The 21056-nt window shown below is 56.4% G+C and carries 23 protein-coding genes; 16 read left to right on the plus strand and 7 right to left on the minus strand.

Features of this window, described 5'->3' with window-relative positions; translation table 11 throughout:
• Positions 1-90: 90 nt before the first annotated feature.
• Positions 91-1248, minus strand: coding sequence for an FAD-dependent oxidoreductase (locus tag QXU72_01200; GenBank protein MEM0493863.1), 1158 nt, complete (start codon positions 1246-1248; stop codon positions 91-93).
• A 79-nt stretch (positions 1249-1327) separates the two neighbouring features.
• Here QXU72_01200 and QXU72_01205 point away from each other — a divergent pair, with 79 nt between their 5' ends.
• Genes QXU72_01205 through rtcA form a run of 8 tightly spaced genes read left to right on the plus strand, consistent with a single transcriptional unit; the run spans position 1328 to position 8781 of the window.
• The gene (locus QXU72_01205; protein MEM0493864.1) at positions 1328-1864 is read left to right on the plus strand and encodes a 30S ribosomal protein S19; all 537 of its coding nucleotides are present in this window, start codon (positions 1328-1330) and stop codon (positions 1862-1864) included.
• Positions 1865-1874: 10 nt separating this feature from the next.
• Positions 1875-2375 (plus strand): 50S ribosomal protein L11, encoded by a 501-nt coding sequence (locus QXU72_01210; protein MEM0493865.1) that lies wholly within the window; start codon positions 1875-1877, stop codon positions 2373-2375.
• Between the two features lie 5 nt (positions 2376-2380).
• Positions 2381-3055, plus strand: a complete 675-nt coding sequence (locus QXU72_01215) for a 50S ribosomal protein L1 (protein ID MEM0493866.1) — start codon at positions 2381-2383, stop codon at positions 3053-3055.
• Entirely contained in the window at positions 3052-3942 is an 891-nt protein-coding gene (rplJ, locus tag QXU72_01220; GenBank protein MEM0493867.1) for a 50S ribosomal protein L10, read from the plus strand. The genes QXU72_01215 and rplJ overlap by 4 nt, the downstream gene beginning before the upstream one ends.
• Positions 3943-4000: 58 nt before the next feature.
• Positions 4001-6733 (plus strand): alanine--tRNA ligase, encoded by a 2733-nt coding sequence (alaS, locus tag QXU72_01225; protein ID MEM0493868.1) that lies wholly within the window; start codon positions 4001-4003, stop codon positions 6731-6733.
• A gap of 34 nt (positions 6734-6767) precedes the next feature.
• Positions 6768-7121 (plus strand): nascent polypeptide-associated complex protein, encoded by a 354-nt coding sequence (locus QXU72_01230; GenBank protein ID MEM0493869.1) that lies wholly within the window; start codon positions 6768-6770, stop codon positions 7119-7121.
• A gap of 20 nt (positions 7122-7141) precedes the next feature.
• The gene (locus tag QXU72_01235) at positions 7142-7729 is read left to right on the plus strand and encodes a CDP-alcohol phosphatidyltransferase family protein (protein MEM0493870.1); all 588 of its coding nucleotides are present in this window, start codon (positions 7142-7144) and stop codon (positions 7727-7729) included.
• The gene (gene rtcA, locus QXU72_01240; protein ID MEM0493871.1) at positions 7726-8781 is read left to right on the plus strand and encodes an RNA 3'-terminal phosphate cyclase; all 1056 of its coding nucleotides are present in this window, start codon (positions 7726-7728) and stop codon (positions 8779-8781) included. Before QXU72_01235 ends, rtcA begins: the two co-directional genes overlap by 4 nt.
• Here the strand turns inward: rtcA and QXU72_01245 are convergent.
• Both QXU72_01245 and QXU72_01250 read right to left on the minus strand, forming a co-directional pair.
• Positions 8750-9556, minus strand: coding sequence for an SAM-dependent chlorinase/fluorinase (locus tag QXU72_01245; GenBank protein ID MEM0493872.1), 807 nt, complete (start codon positions 9554-9556; stop codon positions 8750-8752). The two genes, rtcA and QXU72_01245, sit on opposite strands and share 32 nt — an antisense overlap.
• A gap of 24 nt (positions 9557-9580) precedes the next feature.
• The gene (locus QXU72_01250; GenBank protein MEM0493873.1) at positions 9581-9868 is read right to left on the minus strand and encodes a hypothetical protein; all 288 of its coding nucleotides are present in this window, start codon (positions 9866-9868) and stop codon (positions 9581-9583) included.
• A 138-nt stretch (positions 9869-10006) separates the two neighbouring features.
• Between QXU72_01250 and QXU72_01255 the strand changes: the two genes are divergently transcribed.
• The gene (locus tag QXU72_01255; GenBank protein MEM0493874.1) at positions 10007-10576 is read left to right on the plus strand and encodes a THUMP domain-containing protein; all 570 of its coding nucleotides are present in this window, start codon (positions 10007-10009) and stop codon (positions 10574-10576) included.
• On the opposite strand, the gene QXU72_01260 is transcribed toward QXU72_01255, so the two are convergent.
• Positions 10554-11105: a hypothetical protein gene (locus QXU72_01260; GenBank protein MEM0493875.1), complete on the minus strand. Its 552-nt coding sequence runs from the start codon at positions 11103-11105 to the stop codon at positions 10554-10556. The two genes, QXU72_01255 and QXU72_01260, sit on opposite strands and share 23 nt — an antisense overlap.
• A gap of 80 nt (positions 11106-11185) precedes the next feature.
• On the opposite strand from QXU72_01260, the gene QXU72_01265 reads away from it, so the two are divergent.
• The 4 genes from QXU72_01265 (at position 11186) to QXU72_01280 (ending at position 16632) form a co-directional block, all read left to right on the plus strand.
• The gene (locus QXU72_01265; protein ID MEM0493876.1) at positions 11186-12991 is read left to right on the plus strand and encodes a ribosome biogenesis/translation initiation ATPase RLI; all 1806 of its coding nucleotides are present in this window, start codon (positions 11186-11188) and stop codon (positions 12989-12991) included.
• Positions 12992-13054: 63 nt separating this feature from the next.
• Positions 13055-13342 (plus strand): DNA-binding protein Alba, encoded by a 288-nt coding sequence (gene albA, locus QXU72_01270; GenBank protein MEM0493877.1) that lies wholly within the window; start codon positions 13055-13057, stop codon positions 13340-13342.
• Positions 13343-13410: 68 nt separating this feature from the next.
• Positions 13411-15225 (plus strand): glycoside hydrolase family 57 protein, encoded by a 1815-nt coding sequence (locus QXU72_01275; GenBank protein ID MEM0493878.1) that lies wholly within the window; start codon positions 13411-13413, stop codon positions 15223-15225.
• 45 nt (positions 15226-15270) lie between these two features.
• A complete protein-coding gene (locus QXU72_01280; GenBank protein MEM0493879.1) occupies positions 15271-16632 on the plus strand; it encodes a glycerate kinase in 1362 nt (453 codons plus the stop codon).
• Between the two features lie 16 nt (positions 16633-16648).
• Here the strand turns inward: QXU72_01280 and QXU72_01285 are convergent, their stop codons facing one another.
• Positions 16649-17071, minus strand: coding sequence for a hypothetical protein (locus QXU72_01285; GenBank protein MEM0493880.1), 423 nt, complete (start codon positions 17069-17071; stop codon positions 16649-16651).
• Positions 17072-17156: 85 nt separating this feature from the next.
• Entirely contained in the window at positions 17157-18185 is a 1029-nt protein-coding gene (locus tag QXU72_01290) for a glycosyltransferase family 2 protein (protein MEM0493881.1), read from the minus strand.
• Between the two features lie 52 nt (positions 18186-18237).
• Here QXU72_01290 and QXU72_01295 point away from each other — a divergent pair, with 52 nt between their 5' ends.
• Positions 18238-19326: a lysylphosphatidylglycerol synthase transmembrane domain-containing protein gene (locus QXU72_01295; protein ID MEM0493882.1), complete on the plus strand. Its 1089-nt coding sequence runs from the start codon at positions 18238-18240 to the stop codon at positions 19324-19326.
• A 1-nt stretch (position 19327) separates the two neighbouring features.
• Here QXU72_01295 and QXU72_01300 read toward each other — a convergent pair whose 3' ends face one another.
• A complete protein-coding gene (locus tag QXU72_01300) occupies positions 19328-19657 on the minus strand; it encodes an SWIM zinc finger family protein (GenBank protein MEM0493883.1) in 330 nt (109 codons plus the stop codon).
• A gap of 40 nt (positions 19658-19697) precedes the next feature.
• Here QXU72_01300 and QXU72_01305 point away from each other — a divergent pair, with 40 nt between their 5' ends.
• Both QXU72_01305 and QXU72_01310 read left to right on the plus strand, forming a co-directional pair.
• Positions 19698-20207: a metallophosphoesterase gene (locus tag QXU72_01305; protein ID MEM0493884.1), complete on the plus strand. Its 510-nt coding sequence runs from the start codon at positions 19698-19700 to the stop codon at positions 20205-20207.
• On the plus strand, positions 20208-21053 hold the full coding sequence (locus QXU72_01310; protein MEM0493885.1) for an inositol monophosphatase: 846 nt from the start codon (positions 20208-20210) through the stop codon (positions 21051-21053).
• Positions 21054-21056: the final 3 nt, after the last annotated feature.

Consider the following 21056-nt stretch of genomic DNA (forward strand, 5'->3'; position numbering starts at 1 on the left):
TCGAGAGCTCAAGTCCAGCTTTTACACTTTCTTTTAATTTTTCCTCTTTTCACATTAAAACAAATTTACTCTTAGATTTTCAGATTTATGTTAACTGATCGCTTTCAGCAGCCTGCTCTCCATCGTCGTAAGGAAGCTTCCTGCGATCTTCCCCTTAATGTCTCTCATCACGAAGCTCTCGATCATCATCTTCGTCACGTAGGGCGTCTTGCCGAAAGATACCCTTTTTTCCCACACTAAGATGGCTTTGTCGAAGCCTAGTGAAACCAGTGACTTCGGTCTGGAAGCTAGGAATATGGGCTTGTGCGTTAGTACTGGTTTTCCGCCTTTAACCTGGAGGGCGATGTTTTTCGCAGCAGTCTTGCCCTGCAGTATCGCTTCCTCCGCCATCTTCATTGCGCAGTCAGTGTCGAATGCGAAGTGGTTCAAGTCCCCGACAACGTAGACGTTGTCGTAACCAGGTATCTGAAGGTTAGGCTTAACAACGATCCATCTGCCTCTCCCAACTCTCTCGACTTTACCCGTTAACTCTATTGGTGACGCGCGGACGCCGAGCGACCAGATGATCAAGTCGCAGGGAATTTTTTCTCCTCCCTCAACGTGTACCTCGCCCTCCGCCACCTTGACGACCCCCTTACCCTTGACGATGTTCGCCCCCCTGGACGAGAGGAACTTCTCCGCAACCTCAGACGCCTTTAAGTTATTCAGCGTGGGAAGCAGATTAGGCATTTTCTCGATAAGAGTTACTTTGCCTGGGCCGTAAACCTCCACAAGCTCGCCCGCAACTTCCACTCCCGTTAGCCCCCCGCCTGCAACGCATAGCCGGTCGGGGTTCTTTCTCAACACGTCGATCATGCGCAAGTAGTCTTCAAGCCTCCAAGCAGGTACAGCCAGCTCGGAGCCGGGAATTCCGTAGTACTCTGTAGTAGCGCCGGCTGCGAGAACCAGGTAGTCGTACTCCTCTTCTCGACCATCAGCGAGAACTAGCTTTCTCCTCTCAATGTCGACCAACGAGGCTTCCCCCCTGATGAAGGTCACTCGAAGCCTTCTCGCAATGGCCTGGTAGCTCTCACTGATCTCCTCTACCTTTTTCTTCCCAGAAAGTATGTAGGGTAGCGAAGGCAGGTAAGCGAACCTGTCGCTCTTATCTACAAGGATGATTTCGCCCTTGTCTCCTAACTCGCTGGAAAGAGTCTTGGCGGCGTAGTATCCGCCGAACCCGCCTCCGACGATGAGTATCCTTGTCATCGGAGATTACAACAAATGTCGAGCATATGTAGAGTGATGAATAAACCACGATAATTTTTGTAAGGAGACAGAAACATAATTGATCGTAATAAGTATCGCCGCCACCGCTTCCATCCCGCCGGCCGCGAAGCGCGCCCTCACGGGGCAGCAATACTTAAATTGGCTTGCGATAAGGGAGGGCAGGTTAGCCATGGAGAGCACCTCCAAGTTCATGTATAGGGGGTACACGCTAGAAGAGCTTACCAGAATGCCGCTGGAGAAGCTAGCGGTGCTGTTCCCAGCGAGACAGAGACGCAGCTTAAGGAGGACGCTGATCGAGGGGAAAAGCGAGGAGCACTTAAAGCTCCTGGAAAAGATAAGGAGAGCTAAAAAGGCTGTCGAGGGGGGCAAGAAGCAGCCTGTCATCAGGACTCACTTGAGAGACTTCGTGATACTGCCGGAGATGGTTGGACTCACGATTCACGTGTACAACGGCAAGGAGTTCGTCCCGGTGGAGATAACTCCCGAGAGGATTGGCCACTACCTCGGAGAGTTTGCTCAGACCACGAAGAAAGTTGAGCACGGTGAGCCTGGACTTAAGGCTACGAGATCTTCGATGTTCGTAGCAATGAAATAGGTGAGCTGGGTTGTCGAAGAGCTTGAAAACGTTCACCTTCCTGGTGGAGGGGGGTAAAGCTACGGCCGGCCCGCCCATAGGTCCAGCGCTCGGGCCACTGGGCCTTAATGTAATGCAGGTTGTCAAGAAGATCAACGAGCTCACGCAGGAGTACGCGGGGATGAGGGTACCCGTAAAGGTCGTTGTCGACACGGAGAAGAAGACTTTCGAGGTGGAGGTGGGGACGCCGACAACCGCCGCTTTGATAATCAAGGAGCTGAAAGTCGAGAAGGGCGCGCACCAGTCCACTAAAGAGTGGGTCGGCAACCTCTCGCTAGAGCAGGTTGTGAAGATTGCGAAGATAAAGATGAAGGATATCGGGGCTAAAACTCTGAAAGCCGCTGTAAAGGCGGTGGCGGGGACTTCTCAGAGCATGGGCGTCCGGATCGACGGGAAGCCTCCTAAGGTATTTATTAAGGACCTTGAGAGCGGGGTCTACGACGAGCTGCTCGAGAAGTACGCGAGAGGGTGAGAGATGTGAGCGCGCAGGAGCTTTACTCTCTGAGCGAACTCAAGGAGGCGATCGAGAGCGCGATAAAGCGAGCCCGTAAGAGAAGGTTTACCCAAAGCGTTGAGATGATCATCGTGCTCCGCGATATAGACATGAAGAAGCCTGAAAACAGGTTGAACATAAGCGTGGCTCTCCCCCATCCTCCCGCTTCCAAGCCGGCGAAAGTAGCTGTTATAGCTGCCGGAGATTTAGCGCTGAAGGCCAAGGAGGCGGGCGCAGACCTCGTGCTGGACCGGGATGGCTTAGAGAAGATTGCTTCCAGCAAGAGGGGGGCGAGAAAGCTCGCCAGGGAGTACGACTTCTTCCTAGCTCAGCCGGACCTTATGGTTCTGATCGGTAGGCTGCTGGGTAAGTACCTCGGCCCTCGGGGTAAGATGCCGCAGCCCGTCCCGCCAAACGCTCCTGTAGCTCCGCTTATCGATAGGTTAAGGCGCTCTGTCAGGATCAGGACTCGCGAGCAGCCCCAGATCGGATGCCGCATAGGAACCGAGAACCAGCCTGTCGACGAGCTTGCGGAGAATGCGCGGGCGGTGCTGGACGAGGTTCTGAAGAAGATCCCCGCGCACAACATCGCGAGAATATTCTTTAAAGTGACGATGGGCCCGCCAGTCGCGGTTGCTAAGAAGGTGGCTGCGAGATGAGCTTGCAGAGGGTTGTCGAGAAAGCGCAGCTGTCTAGAGCTAGGCAGCGGAAGCAGAGAATGCTTCAGGAGTACATCTCGCTGCTTAAGAGCAACAGCTACTACCTTATAGCGGATATCGTGGGTTTACCCACATCGGTCATAAAGAGCTCGAGGAGCATTCTCGAGGAGAGGGGCAGCCGCCTCAAAGTGGTGAAGAACACCGTTTTCCTTATCGCTCTGAAGCAAACGGGGAGAGTGGTCGAAGGTGTCGAGAAGCTACTCCGGGGGCAGAATGCCGTTATCTTCACTAACGAGAACCCCTTCGAGATAATGCTCTTCCTCGAGAAGCAGAAGATCGTCCGCGAGGCTAGAGCCGGCGATATCGCGACGAACGACATTGTGATCCCGGCCGGCAACACCGGCATGTCTCCGGGGCCTATTCTGAGCCTTTTCGGCAAGCTCAAGGTGCCTACGAGAATCGAGGAGGGCAGCATCTACGTGGCGAAAGACACTGTTGTCGCGAAGGCGGGGGACGTCATAACTCCGGAGCTGGCTGAGCTGCTTAACAAGCTGGGGATCAAGCCCATCGAGAGCAAGCTCAGGATTAAAGCTATCTGCATGGACCACAGGCTGGTTACTCCCGACCAGGTGATCCTCGAGCCGAAGCGCTACGAGGAAAGCCTGAGGGAGGCTTACGCCCAGGCTTTCAACCTAGCGGTTAACGCCGCTATGCCGCTGCCCGAGGTGGTCGGCCTCCTGGTTCGCCGTGCTCGCGCGGAGGCGTTGGCGGTGGCAGCTGAAGCGGCAATAGTGACTCCGGAGACTGCACCACTAGTGCTCGCAAAGGCCGAGGCAGCGGCTAAGGCACTCTACGAAGCTGTAAGGCGGAGGAACCCCTCTCTTTGAGCTTTCAGCGCAGATTTAATAAGAGGAAGTTTTAACGGCTAGGGCTGCGGGGCCGCGAATGGAGGAGGAATTCCTTAACCTGCCGTTCTTCGTCGAGAATGGCTGGATTAAAAAGACCTGTAAAGTTTGCGGAAGGACTTTCTGGACGCTCGATCCTGACAGGGAGGTTTGCGGCGATCAACCCTGCGAGGAGTACTCCTTCATAGGCGAGAGGGTAGGCGCCGCTGTAAGCTCGCCCAGCGAGGTCAGAGCTAGGTTTATCGACTTCTTTAGCAGGCGGGGCCACACCCCCGTGAGGAGATACCCCGTTGTAGCACGCTGGCGCGAAGACGTTTACCTCGTCGGGGCCTCTATCTACGATTTCCAGCCGTGGGTGACGGAGGGCGTGGTGCCGCCGCCCGCAAACCCTCTCGTAATTTCTCAGCCGAGTATCAGGCTCACGGATCTAGAGAACGTGGGCAGGACTGGCAGGCACTTCACCGGCTTCGAAATGATGGCGCACCACGCTTTCAACATCGGCGGAATCAACGTGTACTGGGCCAACGAGACGGTTGAGTACGCTTACGAGCTATTCACAAAAAGCTACGGGGTGAACCCCAGGGAGATAACCTTCATTTTCGACGTTTGGAGCGGTGGTGGGAACGCTGGAGAGGACTACGAGGTAATTGTGAGAGGCTTAGAGGTGGCTACCCTCGTTTTCATGCACTACAGGGTGCTTCCCGACGGCAGCTTTTCACCGATGCGGAACAGGATCGTTGATACTGGGTATGGGCTCGAGAGGATCTACTGGCTCCTCACAGGCAGCTTCAACGCTTACGAATCGATCTTTCAGCCTTTCATCACCTACCTACGCAGTGAGACTGGAGTGGCCCAGCCTCCCAGGGATCTCGGCCTAAGCCTAGCTAGGAAGAGCGGCGTACTGGACTACAAGAACCCCCTCGCTGCCGAGAAGCTCCTCAAAGAGATATCCCAAAGGCTCGGAATGAGCTACGAAGACGTGAAGCAGATTCTCGAGCCCAACGAGGCTATCTACGCTCTAGCTGATCACACGCGCACTCTCGCCTGGATGATCGGGGACGGTGTCGTGCCGTCCAACAGCGGCGCAGGGTACTTGGCAAGGCTGCTTATCAGGAGGAGCTTAAGGCTTAAGCGCCGTCTCGGCCTGGAGGTCCCCCTGTCGGAGCTCGTAGCTAAGCAAGTCGAGATCTGGTCGAGCGACTTTCCAGAGCACCTCGAGGTTCTGGACGAGATAGTCGACATCGTCGATCACGAAGAGGAAAGGTTTAGGGAGACGCTCGAAAGGGGCAGGAAGGCGCTCTCAAGCATCCTGAGCGAGTACGAGTCGAGGGGGCTGAAGCAGATTCCAGCTGAAGAGATGCTCAAGCTCTACGAGTCCCTCGGGCTGCCTCCAGAGGTTGTGGCCGAGGAGGCTAAAGCCAGGGAGCTGGACGTGGATGTCACCGGCTTCTACGCTAAGCTCGCGGAGCTCAGGAGCAGAGCTGCACCCGCTCAGGCAGTTCCCGCCGCTCCTCTCGTCGACCCGCAGCTCTTGGAGAGCTTTCCTCCAACGAAGGTTTTGTATTACGAGAACGAGAAGCTAGAGAGGTTCAAGGCGCGTGTCTTGGGCGTGCTTCTCGGCCGCTACGTGATTCTTGACCGCACAGCATTCTACCCCACAGGAGGAGGGCAGCTCTACGACCAGGGAGTTCTATCCTTTAACGGGAGGATCTGCCGCGTGGAGGAGGTGAGGAAAGTGGGCAACGTAGTGCTCCATGCTTGTTCGGGAGACTTGCCTCCGGTCGGCAGCGAGGTTGAGGGCATAGTGGACATGGAGAGGAGGCTTGCTCTCATGAGACACCACACAGCCACTCACATAGTGCTAGGTGCTCTGAGAAGGGTACTCGGCAGGCACGTCTGGCAGGCTGGAGCCCAGAAGACGCCCGAGAGCGTGCGCTTCGACTTCACGCACCACAAGCCTGTGACACCCGAGCAGGCGCGAGAGATCGAGATCCTCGCCAACCGGGTTGTCATGGAGAACAGAAGAGTCAGGAAGGTGTTCCTGGGGCGCACCGAGGCAGAGCAGAAGTACGGCTTCACGCTGTACCAGGGGGGAGCAGTCCCCGAGCCTGTCCTGCGGGTTGTAGAGATAGAGGGTTGGGATGCCGAAGCGTGCGGTGGTCTCCACTGCGACTACACTGGAGAGGTAGGCCCCATCAAGATCCTGGGCTTCGACAGAATCCAGGATGGTGTTGTCAGAGTCACTTTCTGCGCCGGGCTCGCGGCTTTGAACTACATCAGGGAAACTGAGGAGAAGCTCAAAGAGCTCTGCAGAAACCTGGAAGTACCCTGCGACAAGTCCGTGGAGCGTGTGAGAGAGCTCAAGGAGCAGGTCGAGAGGCTGGAGAAGGAGGTTAAGCGGTTACGGGAGGAGATCGCTAAAGGTGGTCTCCCGCGGAGGGAGTTCACACTGGGGAGCCCGCCTAAAGCCGTGAAGGCGGTAATCGTAGAATCGGGAGATACGCCGCCGCGCGAAGCTGCGACCTCGCTCGGGAGGAGCTATCCGGGGAGCATAGTTCTCGCCTACAACGCTAGAGGCGATATCGCGCTCAAGGTGGCGGACGACCTCCTTGAGGAGTTTGATGCCCGCGAGCTCGGTAAGGCTCTCTGCGAGAGGTTAGGGGGCAAGGGTGGCGGAGTTAGGGACCTGTTCCAGGGTAAAGTGGAGAACACCGCGAACCTCGAGGACGCCTTCAGAGCCGCCGTGGAGCAGGCTCTGAGCAAGCAGGGCTAATGGTTTTATCTCCCTCTTTTCGAGGCTTGAGATTGTGAAGAGAATCAGCCCGCGTGAGCAGAGACGCTTGCTCGAGAGGATGGGCTTAAGCGTGAAGAGCCTAGACAACGTTCTGGAAGTGCAGATCCGCTTACCCGATCGCGTAATCACCCTGCGTAACCCGGCGGTCAGCGTGATAGAGGTAAAGGGAGGTGGGAGAATATACCAAGTGTCGGGGGAGGAGGTGGAGTCCCCTCTTGCTCCCCAGCTCGAGGTAAGCGAGGAGGATGTCCAGCTCGTCGCGGCTCAAGCGAACTGCAGCCTTGAGGAGGCGAGAGCCGCTCTCCGAGAGGCTGGAGGCGATATCGCGAAAGCTATTCTTCTGGCATCCTCGAGGAAAAGCTCGTAGCAGTAGCTGCGTGAGCCGGAATGCTGACGAGGTTTAAGGAAAAGTTCGCGGTAATCCTGGACTGGCTCTACCGGCTACTTGAGCCTCTTAACTTGCCGCCCAACGCTGTGACGCTAGCAGGGCTAGCCGCATGCTTCGCCGGGTACGCCGCGCTCAGGCTAGGCTTCTTCGAGCTGCTCGTCGCGCTCTTCGCTCTCTCGTGCTTGGCCGACGCGCTCGACGGTTACATAGCGCGCAAGAGGAATGCAGCATCGACCTTCGGAGCATTCCTCGACTCCGTCACAGACCGCATCGAAGACGCCGTCTTCGGGATCGCGCTCTACGACATAGGGCTTCTCAGCCAGCACGAGGCTTTCTTCCTGATCACTGGCTTCTTCATGGTGAGCTACGCGAGGTCTAGGGGAGAAAGCCTCGGGGTACCTATGGCGGGAGTGGGCTTTGCGGAGAGGGCTGAGAGGCTTGTCTTAATCTTCTTAGCCCTTTTGCTGTCACGCTTCTGGTGGGCTGCTGCTAGGGCGACTGTGCTGGTGCTCTTCGCCGCCACCTACTTTACCGTTTTGCAGAGAGTTGCGCACGCTTACAAGCAGCTGAGGGTGCGTAGAGCATGATCGAGATAGACGGTTCCTTCGGGGAGGGAGGGGGTCAGCTACTACGCTACAGCGTGGCGCTAGCAGCGCTGCTCGGTACCCCGATACGCGTATACAACATCCGCGCAAAGAGGGACAACCCGGGGCTCAGGCCCCAGCACCTTTCCGCGGTTAAACACATCGCCGAGCTAGTGGGCGCTAGAGTGGAGGGGCTGAAGGTAGGCTCAACTGAGATAAAGCTGTTTCCGCAGCGAGCTAAGGTGAGAGGTGGAAGGTACACCGTAGACATAGGTACTGCAGGCAGTGTCACTTTGTTCCTGCAGGCCACCTTGCCGGTTCTGCTGAACTCTGACGGCCGAGTCGAGCTTGAGGTGCGCGGTGGAACGAGCGTGCGGTGGAGCCCACCGTACCGCTACTTCGAGAATGTCCTCCTGCACCTCCTGCAGCTTTTCGGCGCGAGAGTCAGCGCAAGGGTACTGAGAGAGGGTTTCTACCCGGAGGGCGGGGGGATCGTTCGTGTCGTCGTTGATCCATCCTACCCGATGACTAGTGTTGACCTCTCGCGGCCTGGAGAGCCCTCCCCGGTTGAGGGAGTGTCCTATGTCTCAAATCTTCCTTGCCACATCGCAGAAAGGCAGGCGTCCAGTGCACGGGAAATTCTTCTCGGGCGCGGTTTCGAGGTAAAAAATATCGAGGTCTTGTGCAATGTTCCCTCGATCGGCCGCGGGAGCGGTATAGTTCTATGGTCTAGGGTCGGCAGGTCGGTGGTCGGCGGCGACTCTATCGGCGAGAAGGGTAAGCCTGCCGAGCAGGTTGGCAGGGAGGCGGCGGAAAGCCTTGCGGGTACGCTGAGTAAGGGGGTTCCTGTAGATCCCCACGCGTCAGACAACCTTGTGATCTACATGGCTCTAGCCAGCGGCGAATCCACTATCCTCACCACGGAGCTGACGTCCCACGCGGAAACAGCTCTGATGCTCTGCAGGGAAATTACTGGTGCGAGCTTTAAAGTCGAGAAAGTGGAGCGCGGCGTCAGGATCTCCGTTAAAGGAATCGGCTACGGCTCCCGAGCCTGATGACCACGACGTCTCCGACACTCAGCCCGAAGGTGCCGGCGGCGTTTCCCTGGTTTATGGCAAGTTCTAGGAACCCGCAGCTATTGATGAGGGCTAGGGGCTCGCCCACCCCTACTTCCCCGAATGTCTCCCTGAAAGGCACCTCCACGCTTCTTCCCGGGAGCTCGAGAGAGAGGTCCCCCTCCCCCGCGAGGTACTTGCTCACTAGCTCGCGGCGAACGTTGAGAGCGACATTCCCGAACCTGTCGACGTGGATAACCCGGCTGATCACGGTTTCCCCCTCTACCACGGGAGACCAGGCGGGTAGTCTCGCGGGGTCAGCGCACTCCCTACCAAAACTGCCTGGACTTCCCCCGCACGCCAGAGCAGCCGCAACAGGGCCGAAGATATCGCGGCCGTGGAAAGTGCGCGAGCTTTTCCTCGACTGCGGCGGGTTTTCGATCACCCATGCCCTAAAGGGTGGATCTCTCTCGGCAGCGCACACTAAAAGCCCGTTATCTGGTCCGACGAACCAGTAGTTCGCGCTCCTCACCACTAGAGGCCTCCTCTGCGTTCCCACGCCGGGGTCGACCACGGCAAGGAAAACTGTCCCCGGTGGGAAGTCGTCGAAGCAGCAAGAGAGAATGTAGCAGCCGGTTAGCAGAGACCACGGCGGAACCTCGTGAGTTATGTCGATGATCTCCGCGTCAGGGCAGATGCTTTTCACTGTAGCTTTCACAGCTGCAACGTAGTAGTCTCTAGTGCCGAAGTCGGATAGAAAAGCGACTAGCCCCACCCCGGCCCCCCGCGAAGGGGTATGCTACTCGCCTTCCTCGGTTTCCTCGCTCGCCATGGTTTCGAGGAAAACCTCGTAGTACTCTTCCTTCAACTGCCTCCGCTCCTCCTCACTTGCGCCGCCCGCTGCCGCGGTGAATATGGAAACCTTCGTGCGCTTCTCCTCTGAGATTTCTTCCTTTGCGGCGTAGCCCTCCAGCTTCTTAGCCTTAACCTCGTAGCCACAAGCCTGGCAGACGAGGTGCAGTTTACCATCCCTCCTCTTGGGTAGCATAAGACCTCCACACTTCGGGCAGAATTCCACGATCCTCACACCCCCGTAATGTGGGGTTAAAGCGCGCTTAAACTAGTATATTAGATTTTCCATCGGTCCGCACCCTTCCCCGCAGCCCCTCCTCAGCCCGGGCCGGGCCTCAGTGACTTTTTAAGCTGCTTATCGCCAGCGTCAACCGTGCTTAGGGATTTCAACCTGGTGGTTTCCACGTACCGCCAAAGAGAGAATGACTGCATAGCCGAGCTGTGGTACTTTGCAAGAGAAATAGGGGATAAAGAGCTGGACGCCAGCCGAAGTGGTCTCCCAGCGCTCATTCTCGCGAAAACGAGCCTTGACCCGGAGGTTTTCGCAGCAAAAGCTAGGGAGAGGATTCTCGAAAACCCCTGGTACTTCCGCTACGTCTTGAAGATCGTGCCAATCCAGCAAGTAGTTGAAGCCAGGATCGAAGAGATGGTTAACGCTGCGCAGCGGCTCTCAGAGCTCAGGCTCAGACCAGCGGATACGTTCAAGGTTGAGGCGCGGATTCGCCTCTCCGAGCTCACTCGAGATAAAGTGGTTGAAGCTATCGCCTCGGTAATCCACAACAAGGTGAACCTCACGAACCCGGACAAGGTGGTCCTGGTAGAGGTTATTGGGAACCTGGCCGGAGTCTCAGTAATCTCTCCAGAGCTGATAGTTTCCGTGGAGAGGTTGCGGAGAGAAGCTCGCAAGGCTTCGCGTAGACTCAACGCTGAACCTCTAGAGTGAGCAGGGCTGCTCTAGCGCGAAGTGTTCTCGCGGTGGCTTCGCGCAGCTTCTCCGGGTTATCACTTTTCAGGTTAAAGTACTCGGCGTAGTGCTTGACCCAACCATCCCCTTGGACAGCGTGCAGCTTAAAGCCTCTCCGCAGGGAGAACTCCCGTATCTTGCTCTCGAGAGCCTTGGGGTCCCGGAGAGTCAGGCAGATGAGGCCTAGCTGCCTACCTGGCTTTTCAGCGAGTAGCGAAACAGCACTTCTGATGTTCCGCTCTCCGAGCAAGTACAGGAGAACTTCGATCTCCAGCCACTCGGAGATCATTGTCCGGGCTAGGTATGCTCTAACGGCGTACATGCAGGGCGAGAGAAGCACGTCCTCGGGTGGAACCAGCTCGCAGGAGGAGAGCACTACAACCCACTCGTCTCTGTCGAGGATGCTTCTCAGCTGCTGCGCAAGCTCCCTGGGTGCTACTTCCACCGGTGAACTTAAGCATAGGGTGAAGAGCGAGCACTTCGCGCCCTTAACCTTGAACTGCCGCACGGGAGGTGGTTGGCTCTGAACCGTAAAAACGCTTCTCAGGCGCGCGTGGAGGTTAAAAAAGGGTCTTTCTTACAAGCTGTGTGCGCCTCGCTGTAGTTGAAAGGTCGCTGTGCAAGCCCAAGAAGTGCAACTTGGAGTGCGTCCGCTTCTGCCCTATCAACAGGACAGGCTCTAAGTGTGTTTGGCTCGACGAAGCCGATGGGAAGGCAAGGATCTCGGAGGAGCTTTGCGTCGGCTGCGGGATCTGCGTGAAGAAGTGTCCCTTTACGGCCATCACGGTAGTAAATCTCCCGGAAAAGCTCTCGCGTTATCTCGTGCACCGCTACGGACCCAACGGTTTCGAGCTATTCAAGCTGCCCGTACCGAAAGAGGGGCTCTCGCTGGGCATCCTGGGCAGCAACGGCGTCGGCAAATCTACCGCCTTGAAAATACTGTCGGGGCAGCTCAAGCCCAACCTCGGCAGAGTTGACGGTGAGGCGAGCTGGGACGAGGTCATCGACTTCTTCAAGGGCTCCGAGCTTCAACCATACATGCAGAAGCTGGCCAACGGGAAGCTTCGCGCCGTCCTGAAACCCCAGGCGATAGATCCTCTCCGCAAGTTGAAACTCAGCGTGGGGGAGGCTCTGGCTAAGGTCGACGAGCGTGGTGCAGCTCGCGAGGTCGGAGGCGCTCTAGGTCTTCTTGAGATCTGGGACAGGCCACTGAGCTATCTCAGCGGAGGAGAGCTGCAGAAAGTCGCCATAGCGGCTGCTGTTTTACGCGACGCGCAAGTGTACCTTTTCGACGAGCCCTCAAGCTACCTTGACGTGCGTGAAAGGCTGCGTGTGGCAGGCCTCATTAGGAGTCTTGTTCGACCAGGAGTCTACGTGATAGTGGTTGAGCACGATCTAGCGGTGCTGGACTATGTTTCCGACATCGTGTCGATCTTCTACGGGGAGCCGGGAGCCTACGGCGTAGTCGGCCTAGTGAAGGGGGCTAGGGCCGCGATAAACGCGTACATCGAGGGCTACATAAGAGAAGAGAACGTGCGCTTTAGAGACTACCGGATAGAGTTCCACGAGCACCCACCCCCTGTCCAGTGGCCCTCGGAGTCCGTGATCATGCGGTGGAGTTCTCTCGAAAAGACTCTGGGAGACTTTCAGCTGCGCGTCGGCGAGGGGGCACTCCACAAGGGGGAAGTTCTCGGCATAGTAGGCCCTAACGGCATAGGTAAGACGACTTTCGTGAGGATGATCGTTGGGGAGCTGGAGCCGGATTCGGGCTGGGTTGAGAGGCCGGGAACCCTCACGCTGAGCTATAAACCCCAGTTCCTGGGAGAAGTGAAGCTCGAGGGGTCTGTGAGAGAGTACTTCAAAGAGAGTGGTGTGAACTTTGAGTCCAGCGTGCTTCAGTCAGAGCTCTTCAAACCGCTCCGCATAGCTCCTCTTCTCGACAGCCAGCTCGCTGAGCTGAGCGGGGGAGAGCTTCAGCGAGTTCTCGTCGCTGCCGCCCTCGGTAGGGAGGCTAGCATATACCTCCTCGACGAGCCTATGGCGTACCTGGATGTGGAGCAGCGTTACGCAGTCGCGAGAGTTGTGAAGAGGCTTACTGCAGAGAGAGGAGCTGCGACCTTGGTCGTAGAGCATGATGTCGTCGCCGTGGATTTTCTCTCCACAACTTTAATGGTCTTTACAGGCATTCCTGGTAAGAGGGGCGAGGGATCTTCCCCGGTGGACATGAGGAAGGGGATGAATGCTTTCCTGAGGGAGGTAGATCTAACGTTCCGGAGGGATCCCCAGACGAAGCGTCCAAGAATCAACAAGCCCGGGTCGTGGCTGGACCGCTACCAGAAGGAGGTTCTCAAGGAGTACTATTACGCTGTGCTTGAGGAGAAGGAGGAGAGGTGACGCGATAAAGCTTATAAGACGAGGCTTCAAAGTAAGCCCTGCACAAGAAAAACCATCTTGAGAGTGATCGAGATGGCGGCAGAGATTGGAACGGTCTACGTCGGTAACAAGCCGACTAGCAGCTACGTCTTAGCTGCAGTGACTCAGTTCACCAGCGGTAGCAAGAGGGTAGTGCTCAAGGCCAGAGGAAGAGCTATCTCCCGCGCTGTCGACGCTGCGGAGCTCATCAAAAGGTTCCTTGGCGGGAAAGTGGAGATCGGAAAAATCAGCATCGGCAGCGAGAGGGTTGGAGAGGCGGGCAAGGAGCGCCAAGTATCCACCATAGAGATCGAGTTGATAAGAACAGAGTAGTCTAGCCGCGAAGAGCCTCTGAGTTTTTCTCAGTTATTTATTTCAAAGCAGATCCTGTGGGAACACTTATGAGCGTACTTGTCCGACTTCTTGCTGACAGCCCCCTTCTACCCCAGAACCGGAAAGCAAGCATCTCTTTCAAAATCAGCAACAAGGGAGGAGATCTTCTGAGCGGCACTCCGTACATTGTCGTGAGGCGGCCCCCCTCTAGCGAACCGGCCTTGTACGCGGTATTCGACGAAATCAGCATACCTCCATCGGGAGAAGCTACGCTGAGCGTCGACCTTGACCTGATCGGCTTAGAGGGCGAAATAGAGGTCGAGGCAAGCTACGAGAGCGAGGGGAAGGTTCTCGCATCGGACTCCCGCCGCTTCTACGTTTACAGCGAGGGACCCCCGATACACGTAGCATTTGTATGGCATTTTCACCAGGCTCCCCAGTTCCGTCCTAGCGGTGTCTACAAAGACGAGTGGCCTTTCCTGCACGTTTACAACGGAAGCTTTTACGGCTACAAGGGAGGGCCTTACAGTGTCCACGTGCAGCTTCACCAGCGGGTTCCGGGCTGGAGGGACGTAGATCACTTTTCCCCTTCCTTACTCGAGCAGTGGGTCAACGCCGTCGAGAGAGGCTACCGTACAGCGGAGATCAGCGTCCCGCCTGGAGACGCGAGGGTCTTAGCGGTCAAGGAGGTTCTTGATTCTGCGAGAGCCATAGCTGCAGAGGGTGGTGCAGAGCTGCTGGGAAGCGTATACGCGCACACGATTCTAGGCTTCCTGCTCCAGGAGTCCGAGAAGCGAGGTATAGGTAGGCTGGCCAGGTTTCTCATAAGCTGGGAGCTGCAGGAGGGGTTGAGGATAGTTCAACAGGTGCTCGGGAATCGCCCGCGAGGCGTGTGGACTCCCGAGATGTTCTGGCACATGCACCTCGTAAAGATATACAGGGAGAGTGGAGTAGAGTACACCGTTCTCTGCGAGCAGCACTTCAACCAGGCGAGCGGCGACAAGGGTACGATCTATGAGCCTTACATCGTTAGAGACGAGGAAGGAAACGAGATCGTAGTTTTCTTCAGGGATTTAGCGCTAAGCGACTGGATAAGCTTTAAAGCGGACTTCAAGAGTGTTGAAGAAGCCGAGGAGGCAGCCTGGAATTTCGTAATCGAGCTAGCTAAGAGGAGAGCGGCAGCACCCGGCGGCATCGTTGTCGTGGCTCTCGACGGTGAAAACTGGATGATAATGCCGGACTACAGGCGCTACGGGCCGTTCTTCCTAGAGAAGCTCGCTCTGCTGATTACGCGTAGCAGTATCATAAAGGTCACCACCCTGAGCGAATACCTGAGGCATCGCCCGCCCACGAAGGTTCTCAGGTATATTCCTGCCGGCTCGTGGATCAGGCTCTCGGATGCCCAGTGGGTCGGGGGAGTTAAGTCTGAGACCTGGGCGGAGGTTATGAGCCGCTTGGAGCCGGTGGAAGCTCTGCTCGAATCCCTCGGCGAAGATCAGCTGAAGATTCTCCTCCAGAACAGAGTCGAGCCCGTATACAGCGTGTTTAAGGCAGCGGCGATATCCCTGGACAGCGACTTCTACTGGTACGGCGAGCTCGAGAAAGAGAGAAGCTTCGTCATAGAATGGGCGAGAGAAGCTGAAAAGCTCGCGCTTTCACTCCTCTCGAGCGTAAGGGCGGAGGTTCGCAAGCTCAACGAGCACCTACTTGAAGTTAAGCTGGTAAACCCCACTGAGCTGCGCTTAAGCTTCTCCATCAAGGCTGGTGCGGACAGTCTAGCGGTGTTTCTGGAGCCCTCGTCCGAGAAGAGAATCTTCTTTGAAGTGCACAGTACCCCTCTAGAGCTGAGGGCCGGTGGGTTAACACTAGCTCGCCTGGCTTAGCGCCGGATACTTTTTTTTGACCCGGCTTTTCACGGTTTACGCGATATGAGCGAGGAGACCGAGCACGCAAGAATGACCGCAATCACGCTGGCTATGGAGGGTATCCGCGCAGCAGATCCAGTTCGTGTCATCAAAGATTACCTGCGTTTTTCCGGTGAAGAGGTGGTGCTCCGCGACGGTACCAGGCTTCCCGTGAGAGGACGGGTAATAGTCGTGGGAGCGGGCAAGGCTACGGGGGGTATGGCTAAGGGCCTTGAGGAGGTTCTCGGCGATAGAATTAGCGGCGGCGTGATAGCAATCCCCGAGGCATTAGCCGTGGAGTATGCCAGGGAGCTCAGGAGGGTTGAGGTCGTCCCCTCCACGCACCCGAAGACGTCAGAGAAGAGCTTCGAGGCCGCGCGCCGCGTTCTCGAAGCGGTCAAAGGGGTTCGGGAGGACGATCTAGTGATAGCCCTCTTCTCGGGTGGTGGGAGCGCTCTACTCGAGCACCCGGTTGAGGGTGTATCCATCGAAGATATAGCTGAAACCAGCATGTTGCTGATGAGGGCAGGTGCCGACATTTTCGAGCTTAACACGGTGCGAAAGCACCTATCGAAGATTAAAGGAGGCTGGCTCGCTAGGCACGTCTACCCGGCCTCCTGCCTAGCTTTGATGATTTCTGACGTTATAGGCGATAGGATGGATACTATCGCGTCAGGCCCCACGGTTCCTGACCCTACAACGTTCCAGGATGCACTCGCTATAATAGGGAAGTACCAGCTGCTAGACAAGGTTCCTCGAGCTGTGCTCGAGTACCTGAGAGCGGGAGTTGAAGGAAGGGTTCCCGAAACGCCTAAGCCGGGCGACAAGGTGTTCGACCGCGTTGTGAACAGGGTCGTTGCTAGTAACAGGATTTCTCTCGAGGCTATGGCCGAGAAAGCCAGAGCTATGGGTTACAGCGTGATAATCCTCTCGTCTATGCTCGAGGGAGAGGCCCGGGAGGTTGGCAAGGTAGTCGCGGCTATAGCTAAGGAGATAAGAGCGCATGGCCGTCCGCTGCAGCCTCCCGCAGTCGTTCTGCTTGGAGGCGAAACCACGGTGACTGTAAAGGGGGACGGGCTGGGCGGGAGGAACCAGGAACTAGCTCTATCCGCTGCCATTGCTCTACGCGGCTGGGATCGAGTGGTCGTGCTTTCCGTGGGTAGCGATGGAAGGGACGGGCCCACCGACGCTGCCGGAGCAGTAGTTGACGGCTACACGTACGGGAGAGCGCTCGAGCTAGGGCTCAAGCCCGAAGAGTTCCTGAACCGCAACGATAGCTACAGCTTCTTCAAGAAGGTTGGAGGACACGTGTTTACAGGGTACACCGGTACTAACGTCAACGACTTCGTAGTAGTTGTAGTGGAAAAAGAGAAAGTTTGGGACTAGAAGCAGCCCCAGGGCTCTAGAACCGCCTGGGCCGCCTTCCCTGGAATCTCGGCCTTCTATCCTCGTAAGTCCTAGCAGAAACGTTGTTCTCGGTGTTGATGCTCGGTATTTCTTCTCCAGACGGTTGGAGGGTTCCGTACCGACCTAGCCCAAGCCTCAGGGAACCTCGATACAGCGAAACATAGCCGTTCATTAGAGAGAGCGTCGAGCCTAGGAGCTCGCGGAACTTGTCTATCTCGTCATCCCAAGCTGTGAGCAGTATGACGCCAGTATCATCGCCCACTAGTACATCTGCCACCCTGTGCTCGGCACCATCTCTTCTAGAGACTATGCTTTTCTCCTCTCCGACCTCTAAAACCTTGAAGGTTACGGAGAACTTACGAGTTCCCGGGTTTATCTCCGCGATCTTCACCTTCTTCAGGTCTCCACTTCTTTCCATTCACTTTCTCTCGTGCCTTCTGCAGGCGCAAGCGACTGCAGCAGTATTAGCATATAAGGCTTGTGCTTTTCCCGCAGAGGGCAGCTCAGCGGCCTCTGAAGTACCTGATCAGCAGGGCTCTCATCATAAGCACGGTCGCGTAAATGCCCCGGATCAGGAACCCTCTCCTCTCCAGCTCCCCATCGCTCACAACCTTAATCCTGCGAACGATCGCCCTGGAGACGAGGTGCTTTCTCAGGTTTCTAAGAACCTTTACGATAGCGCTAATGTAGGCTGATGCTTCCCCGCTTCTTCCGGCGAAAGCGAGCACAACCGCGTTGAGGTAGCCCAGGTAGGTGGTCAGCAGGAGGCTGAAAACCATGTTGAAAGTGTCCAGGTTCTTGACCGTGTTCAGAAGCCTGTTCCTGAAGCCGAAGTAGAGCTTCTCGTAGCTCAACCTCTTGGCAAGCCTATCTTCGTGCCAGACGCGCGCCCTGGGCTCGAAGAGTATCTCATAACCCCTCAACCTGAGCCTCCAGCTGTAGTCTGTGTCGTCGTCGTAGATGAAGTACGTGTCGTCGAAGCCCATCACCTCGAAGTACGCTCTCTTCCGAGTGATCATCGCTGCGGAGGAAGAGGCGAACAGGAGCATGGGCCGCTTAAACAGGTTCGAGTCCCAGCCGTAAGCCGACAGCCAGGTGCCGGTGCTGTCCACCCCCAAGCCCGTGTGGTCCATCCTACCCGTGTTGCTCATTGACACGACCTTCGCTTGCACGGCTCCTACACGGGGGCTCGACGAGATAGCCTCTACGAGGTAGCTTAACCAGTCGGGCTCTACAACCACGTCGTTGTCTAGGAAGACCACGTACTCCGACCTCGGGTCGCTCGCGAGAACACCTACGTTATGCGAGGCCGCGGCTCCTATATTCGCATCAAAGTGGACGAGCTTGATCTTCAAACCGCTTTCCTCCCTGAACTGCTGAACAAGCTCCTCGATACGGTCCGTTAGAGAGTCAACGACTATAACCTCGTAGTTCGGGTAAGTCGTCTTCAGAAGGGAGCTTAAACAGCGCTTCAAGGTCTCGAGAGACTTGTAGTTGATAACGACTACGCTCACTAGCGGTGGGTCTCCCATCACGAGGCAATTCCGGTAAAACCTTTTTTATCTTCGCTGCATTTGGAATTCTATGAAGGTGGAGCGGAGGCGAGCTCGCCGCGCTATTTTTCTTCTACAAGTATTCATCGTTACCGCGCTCGCCGCGTACATTGCGAAGGACTTCGACATCTACGATTTCATTTACGCGTTGAGAGCGTTAGACCTTGCGGACCTAGTACCCATAGTGATTTTCGAAGTTCTATACTACTTTTCCAACGCGCTGGCTTTCTGGTTCCTTAGCAGGAAGAGGTTTGGGCTAAGCTTTAGCGAAGCTTATGGAGCCTCAATGATGTCGTGGCTGGTCGATATCCTTCTGCCATCCGCTTTCATCGAAGGAGACCTCGCCAGAATCTTCTTCTTAAAGACAAAGTCCGACTGGGCAAGCGCTATCAGCTACACGCTTTTCTTCCGCCTCCTCATAAGCTCTACACTGGTGTTTTTCATAGCTTTTTCCTCCCTGCTGGCGTTAAACATGCTATACCTCTACTCGAGCGTAGCCTTGTTCTACGTGCTTACAGTTCCTCTCGGAGTTCTCCTATCCGCAGCAATGTGGGTTGTCGTCTTCAAGCCTATGATTCTAAAGAGCTGGATTGTCAGAGCTTCAGCGAGATTCCTGAGGGGCGAGGCCTTAAAGAAGTTCGAGAGAGATCTCGGAGAGTTTCTCGCAAAAGTACAGGATTCTGCTCGCGACTTCAACCCTTCCAACCCCCACCTCCTCGCCGCGCTAGCTGCGCTCATGCTGCAGTGGATTAGCGGCATCTTCACCCCGTACTTCTCTTTAAGAGCTGCAGGGGTCGAAATCAACCCCATTCTCATAGCTCCCGGCTACACGGTGCTCACCGTATTCTCTCTTGCCTCGGTGGGAGTCCCCTTCATGCTCGGCAGCGTAGACAGCGCTCTAGTCACTCTCTACCTACTACTTCGAGTTCCGAAGGAGAGAGCTCTCCTGGCGACGCTGGTTGGACGCGGCATCACGGTGATCACGACGCTGGCGCTCATCTACCCTGTTGGCGTCGTCTACATCAAGAGAACATTCTCGACGAGCAACCTGGAGGAGGTGAGAGCCACGTTGAGGAGAATCTCCACCGAGTACGGGGTCAGGATCCCGCTAGTAGGTTAGCCTAAGTTCTCCTGCTCAAAGCTTTCAGCTCCTTCATCACTCGCTGCTTCACAGCCTCGTCGAGAATCGAGCTCGCGTCCTTAAGCCCTGAGAGCGTCATAACCGCTAACACGTGCGAACAGAAGCCTTTGCTCTCGAAGCCCTTGCACGTGCACGCGAACCTACCGCCCTCGTACTTTACGAGGTGCTTACTGTTCCTACCTATGACGTAGTACATGTAGGGGCTAATCTTCACAACCCTCCCTTCGCTGAGAAGCCACGCTGCCTTGTTGATTATCTTCATCATCGCTTGCTGCCCCTCCGAGGACTTCTGCGTATTAACTTCCGTCATCTCGCAGGGTTTATTACGCGAGGACTTATTAGCGTAGCGTATGCGGCGCGTAGCCGTGGTATCCGACTCTCACGATAGAGTCGATAACCTGAGGAGGTTCGCGGAGGAAGCGCGGAGAGAAGCTGTAGAGGCGGTGATCCACGCCGGCGATATAGTATCGCCTTTTGCCCTCCGCGAGCTCAAGGGCTTTAAGATTTACGCGGTTTTCGGCAACAACGACGGGGAGAAGCTCCTCCTAAGCAGGGTGGCCGGAGAGCTTGGAGCCACTCTGGTAGAGCAGCCTCTCTTCACTTCTATTGGTGGCCGCGACGTAGCTGTCGTGCACGGTGCGAGTTCTCCAGAATTGACGGCGAAGCTCGTGGAAGCGCTAGCCAGGAGCAATCTCTTCAGCATCGTAGTTTATGGGCACACTCACAAGCTAGATGTTAGACGAGTGGGTGAAACTCTCGTGGTAAACCCGGGAACCCTCTCCGGCTACCTTGCGGACAGGGCAACCTACGCGCTCGTAGACCTGGATACGCTCGAAGTGGAGATAGTCGAGGTTGATTAAGTGGAAGCCGGGAAGCTTCTCAGCGCGCTGAGGGAGGCCGCTCGTAGAGCGGGGGAGGCGGCGCTCTCGGTTAGAGAGCAGGGGCTCGGCGGGGAGGTTGTAGGTATCGGGAAGAGCGGCGACGCGACTCTCAGGGGGGATTTGGCTGCTGAGAGGGCAGCGGTAGAATACATAGTAGAGAAGCTGGGAGATGTCGTGATCATCTCCGAAGAGATGGGGGTTGAAACCGCTGGGCGAGGAGATTTAACTGTGGTCGTCGACCCGATAGACGGGAGCAGGAACTACAAGCGCGGCAGCCCCCTTTTTACAGTTTCCATAGCGGCAGCCACCGGTACCTCACTCGACAGTGTAGTCGCCGGCGTGATTTACGCTCCAGCGCTCGGACTCGAGGTCTACGCCGTAAAGGGCGGTGGAGCCTACGCTAATGGTAGGAGAATCTCCGTGAAAGCCCCCGAGCGCGGAGATCTCGTGTTTGTCGGGGCAAGCCCTAAGGCGAGCTTTCTTCCATACGCTTTCATGCTCGAGCTATCGAAAAGGGGTCTCATCGCGAGAAGCTTGGGCGCTGCTAGCTACGAGATGGCTTCGGTAGCTCTCGGTGCCGCCGACGGGTACATTGACGCGTGGGGGACTATGCGCGTAGTGGACATCGCGGCTGCCTACCTCGTTGTCCGCGAGGCTGGAGGGTGGGTTAGCGCACAGGGAAGGATGTGCGAGTCACCGTGCCTTTCTCTACAGGAACGGCTGAGCATCGTCGCTGCCGCTACCGGCAGCCTAGGGGCAGAGCTGCTGGACGCGTTACGGGAGGCGCTAGGTTTTTCGCTCAAAGACCCCCTCAGCCGCGGCTAGAAC

The sequence above is a fragment of the Thermofilum sp. genome, assembly GCA_038741495.1.
In the GTDB taxonomy this organism is placed as follows: Archaea; Thermoproteota; Thermoprotei; order Thermofilales; family Thermofilaceae; genus Thermofilum.

Bases quoted from the DNA above. Each gene is read 5' to 3' on its own strand.
- QXU72_01200 (MEM0493863.1), bottom strand. From the start codon at position 1,248: ATGACAAGGATACTCATCGTCGGAGGCGGGTTCGGCGGATACTACGCC.
- rplJ (MEM0493867.1), top strand. From the start codon at position 3,052: ATGAGCTTGCAGAGGGTTGTCGAGAAAGCGCAGCTGTCTAGAGCTAGG.
- alaS (MEM0493868.1), top strand. From the start codon at position 4,001: ATGGAGGAGGAATTCCTTAACCTGCCGTTCTTCGTCGAGAATGGCTGG.
- QXU72_01235 (MEM0493870.1), top strand. From the start codon at position 7,142: ATGCTGACGAGGTTTAAGGAAAAGTTCGCGGTAATCCTGGACTGGCTC.
- rtcA (MEM0493871.1), top strand. From the start codon at position 7,726: ATGATCGAGATAGACGGTTCCTTCGGGGAGGGAGGGGGTCAGCTACTA.
- QXU72_01275 (MEM0493878.1), top strand. From the start codon at position 13,411: ATGAGCGTACTTGTCCGACTTCTTGCTGACAGCCCCCTTCTACCCCAG.
- QXU72_01280 (MEM0493879.1), top strand. From the start codon at position 15,271: ATGAGCGAGGAGACCGAGCACGCAAGAATGACCGCAATCACGCTGGCT.
- QXU72_01285 (MEM0493880.1), bottom strand. From the start codon at position 17,071: ATGGAAAGAAGTGGAGACCTGAAGAAGGTGAAGATCGCGGAGATAAAC.
- QXU72_01290 (MEM0493881.1), bottom strand. From the start codon at position 18,185: ATGGGAGACCCACCGCTAGTGAGCGTAGTCGTTATCAACTACAAGTCT.
- QXU72_01295 (MEM0493882.1), top strand. From the start codon at position 18,238: ATGAAGGTGGAGCGGAGGCGAGCTCGCCGCGCTATTTTTCTTCTACAA.
- QXU72_01300 (MEM0493883.1), bottom strand. From the start codon at position 19,657: ATGACGGAAGTTAATACGCAGAAGTCCTCGGAGGGGCAGCAAGCGATG.
- QXU72_01305 (MEM0493884.1), top strand. From the start codon at position 19,698: ATGCGGCGCGTAGCCGTGGTATCCGACTCTCACGATAGAGTCGATAAC.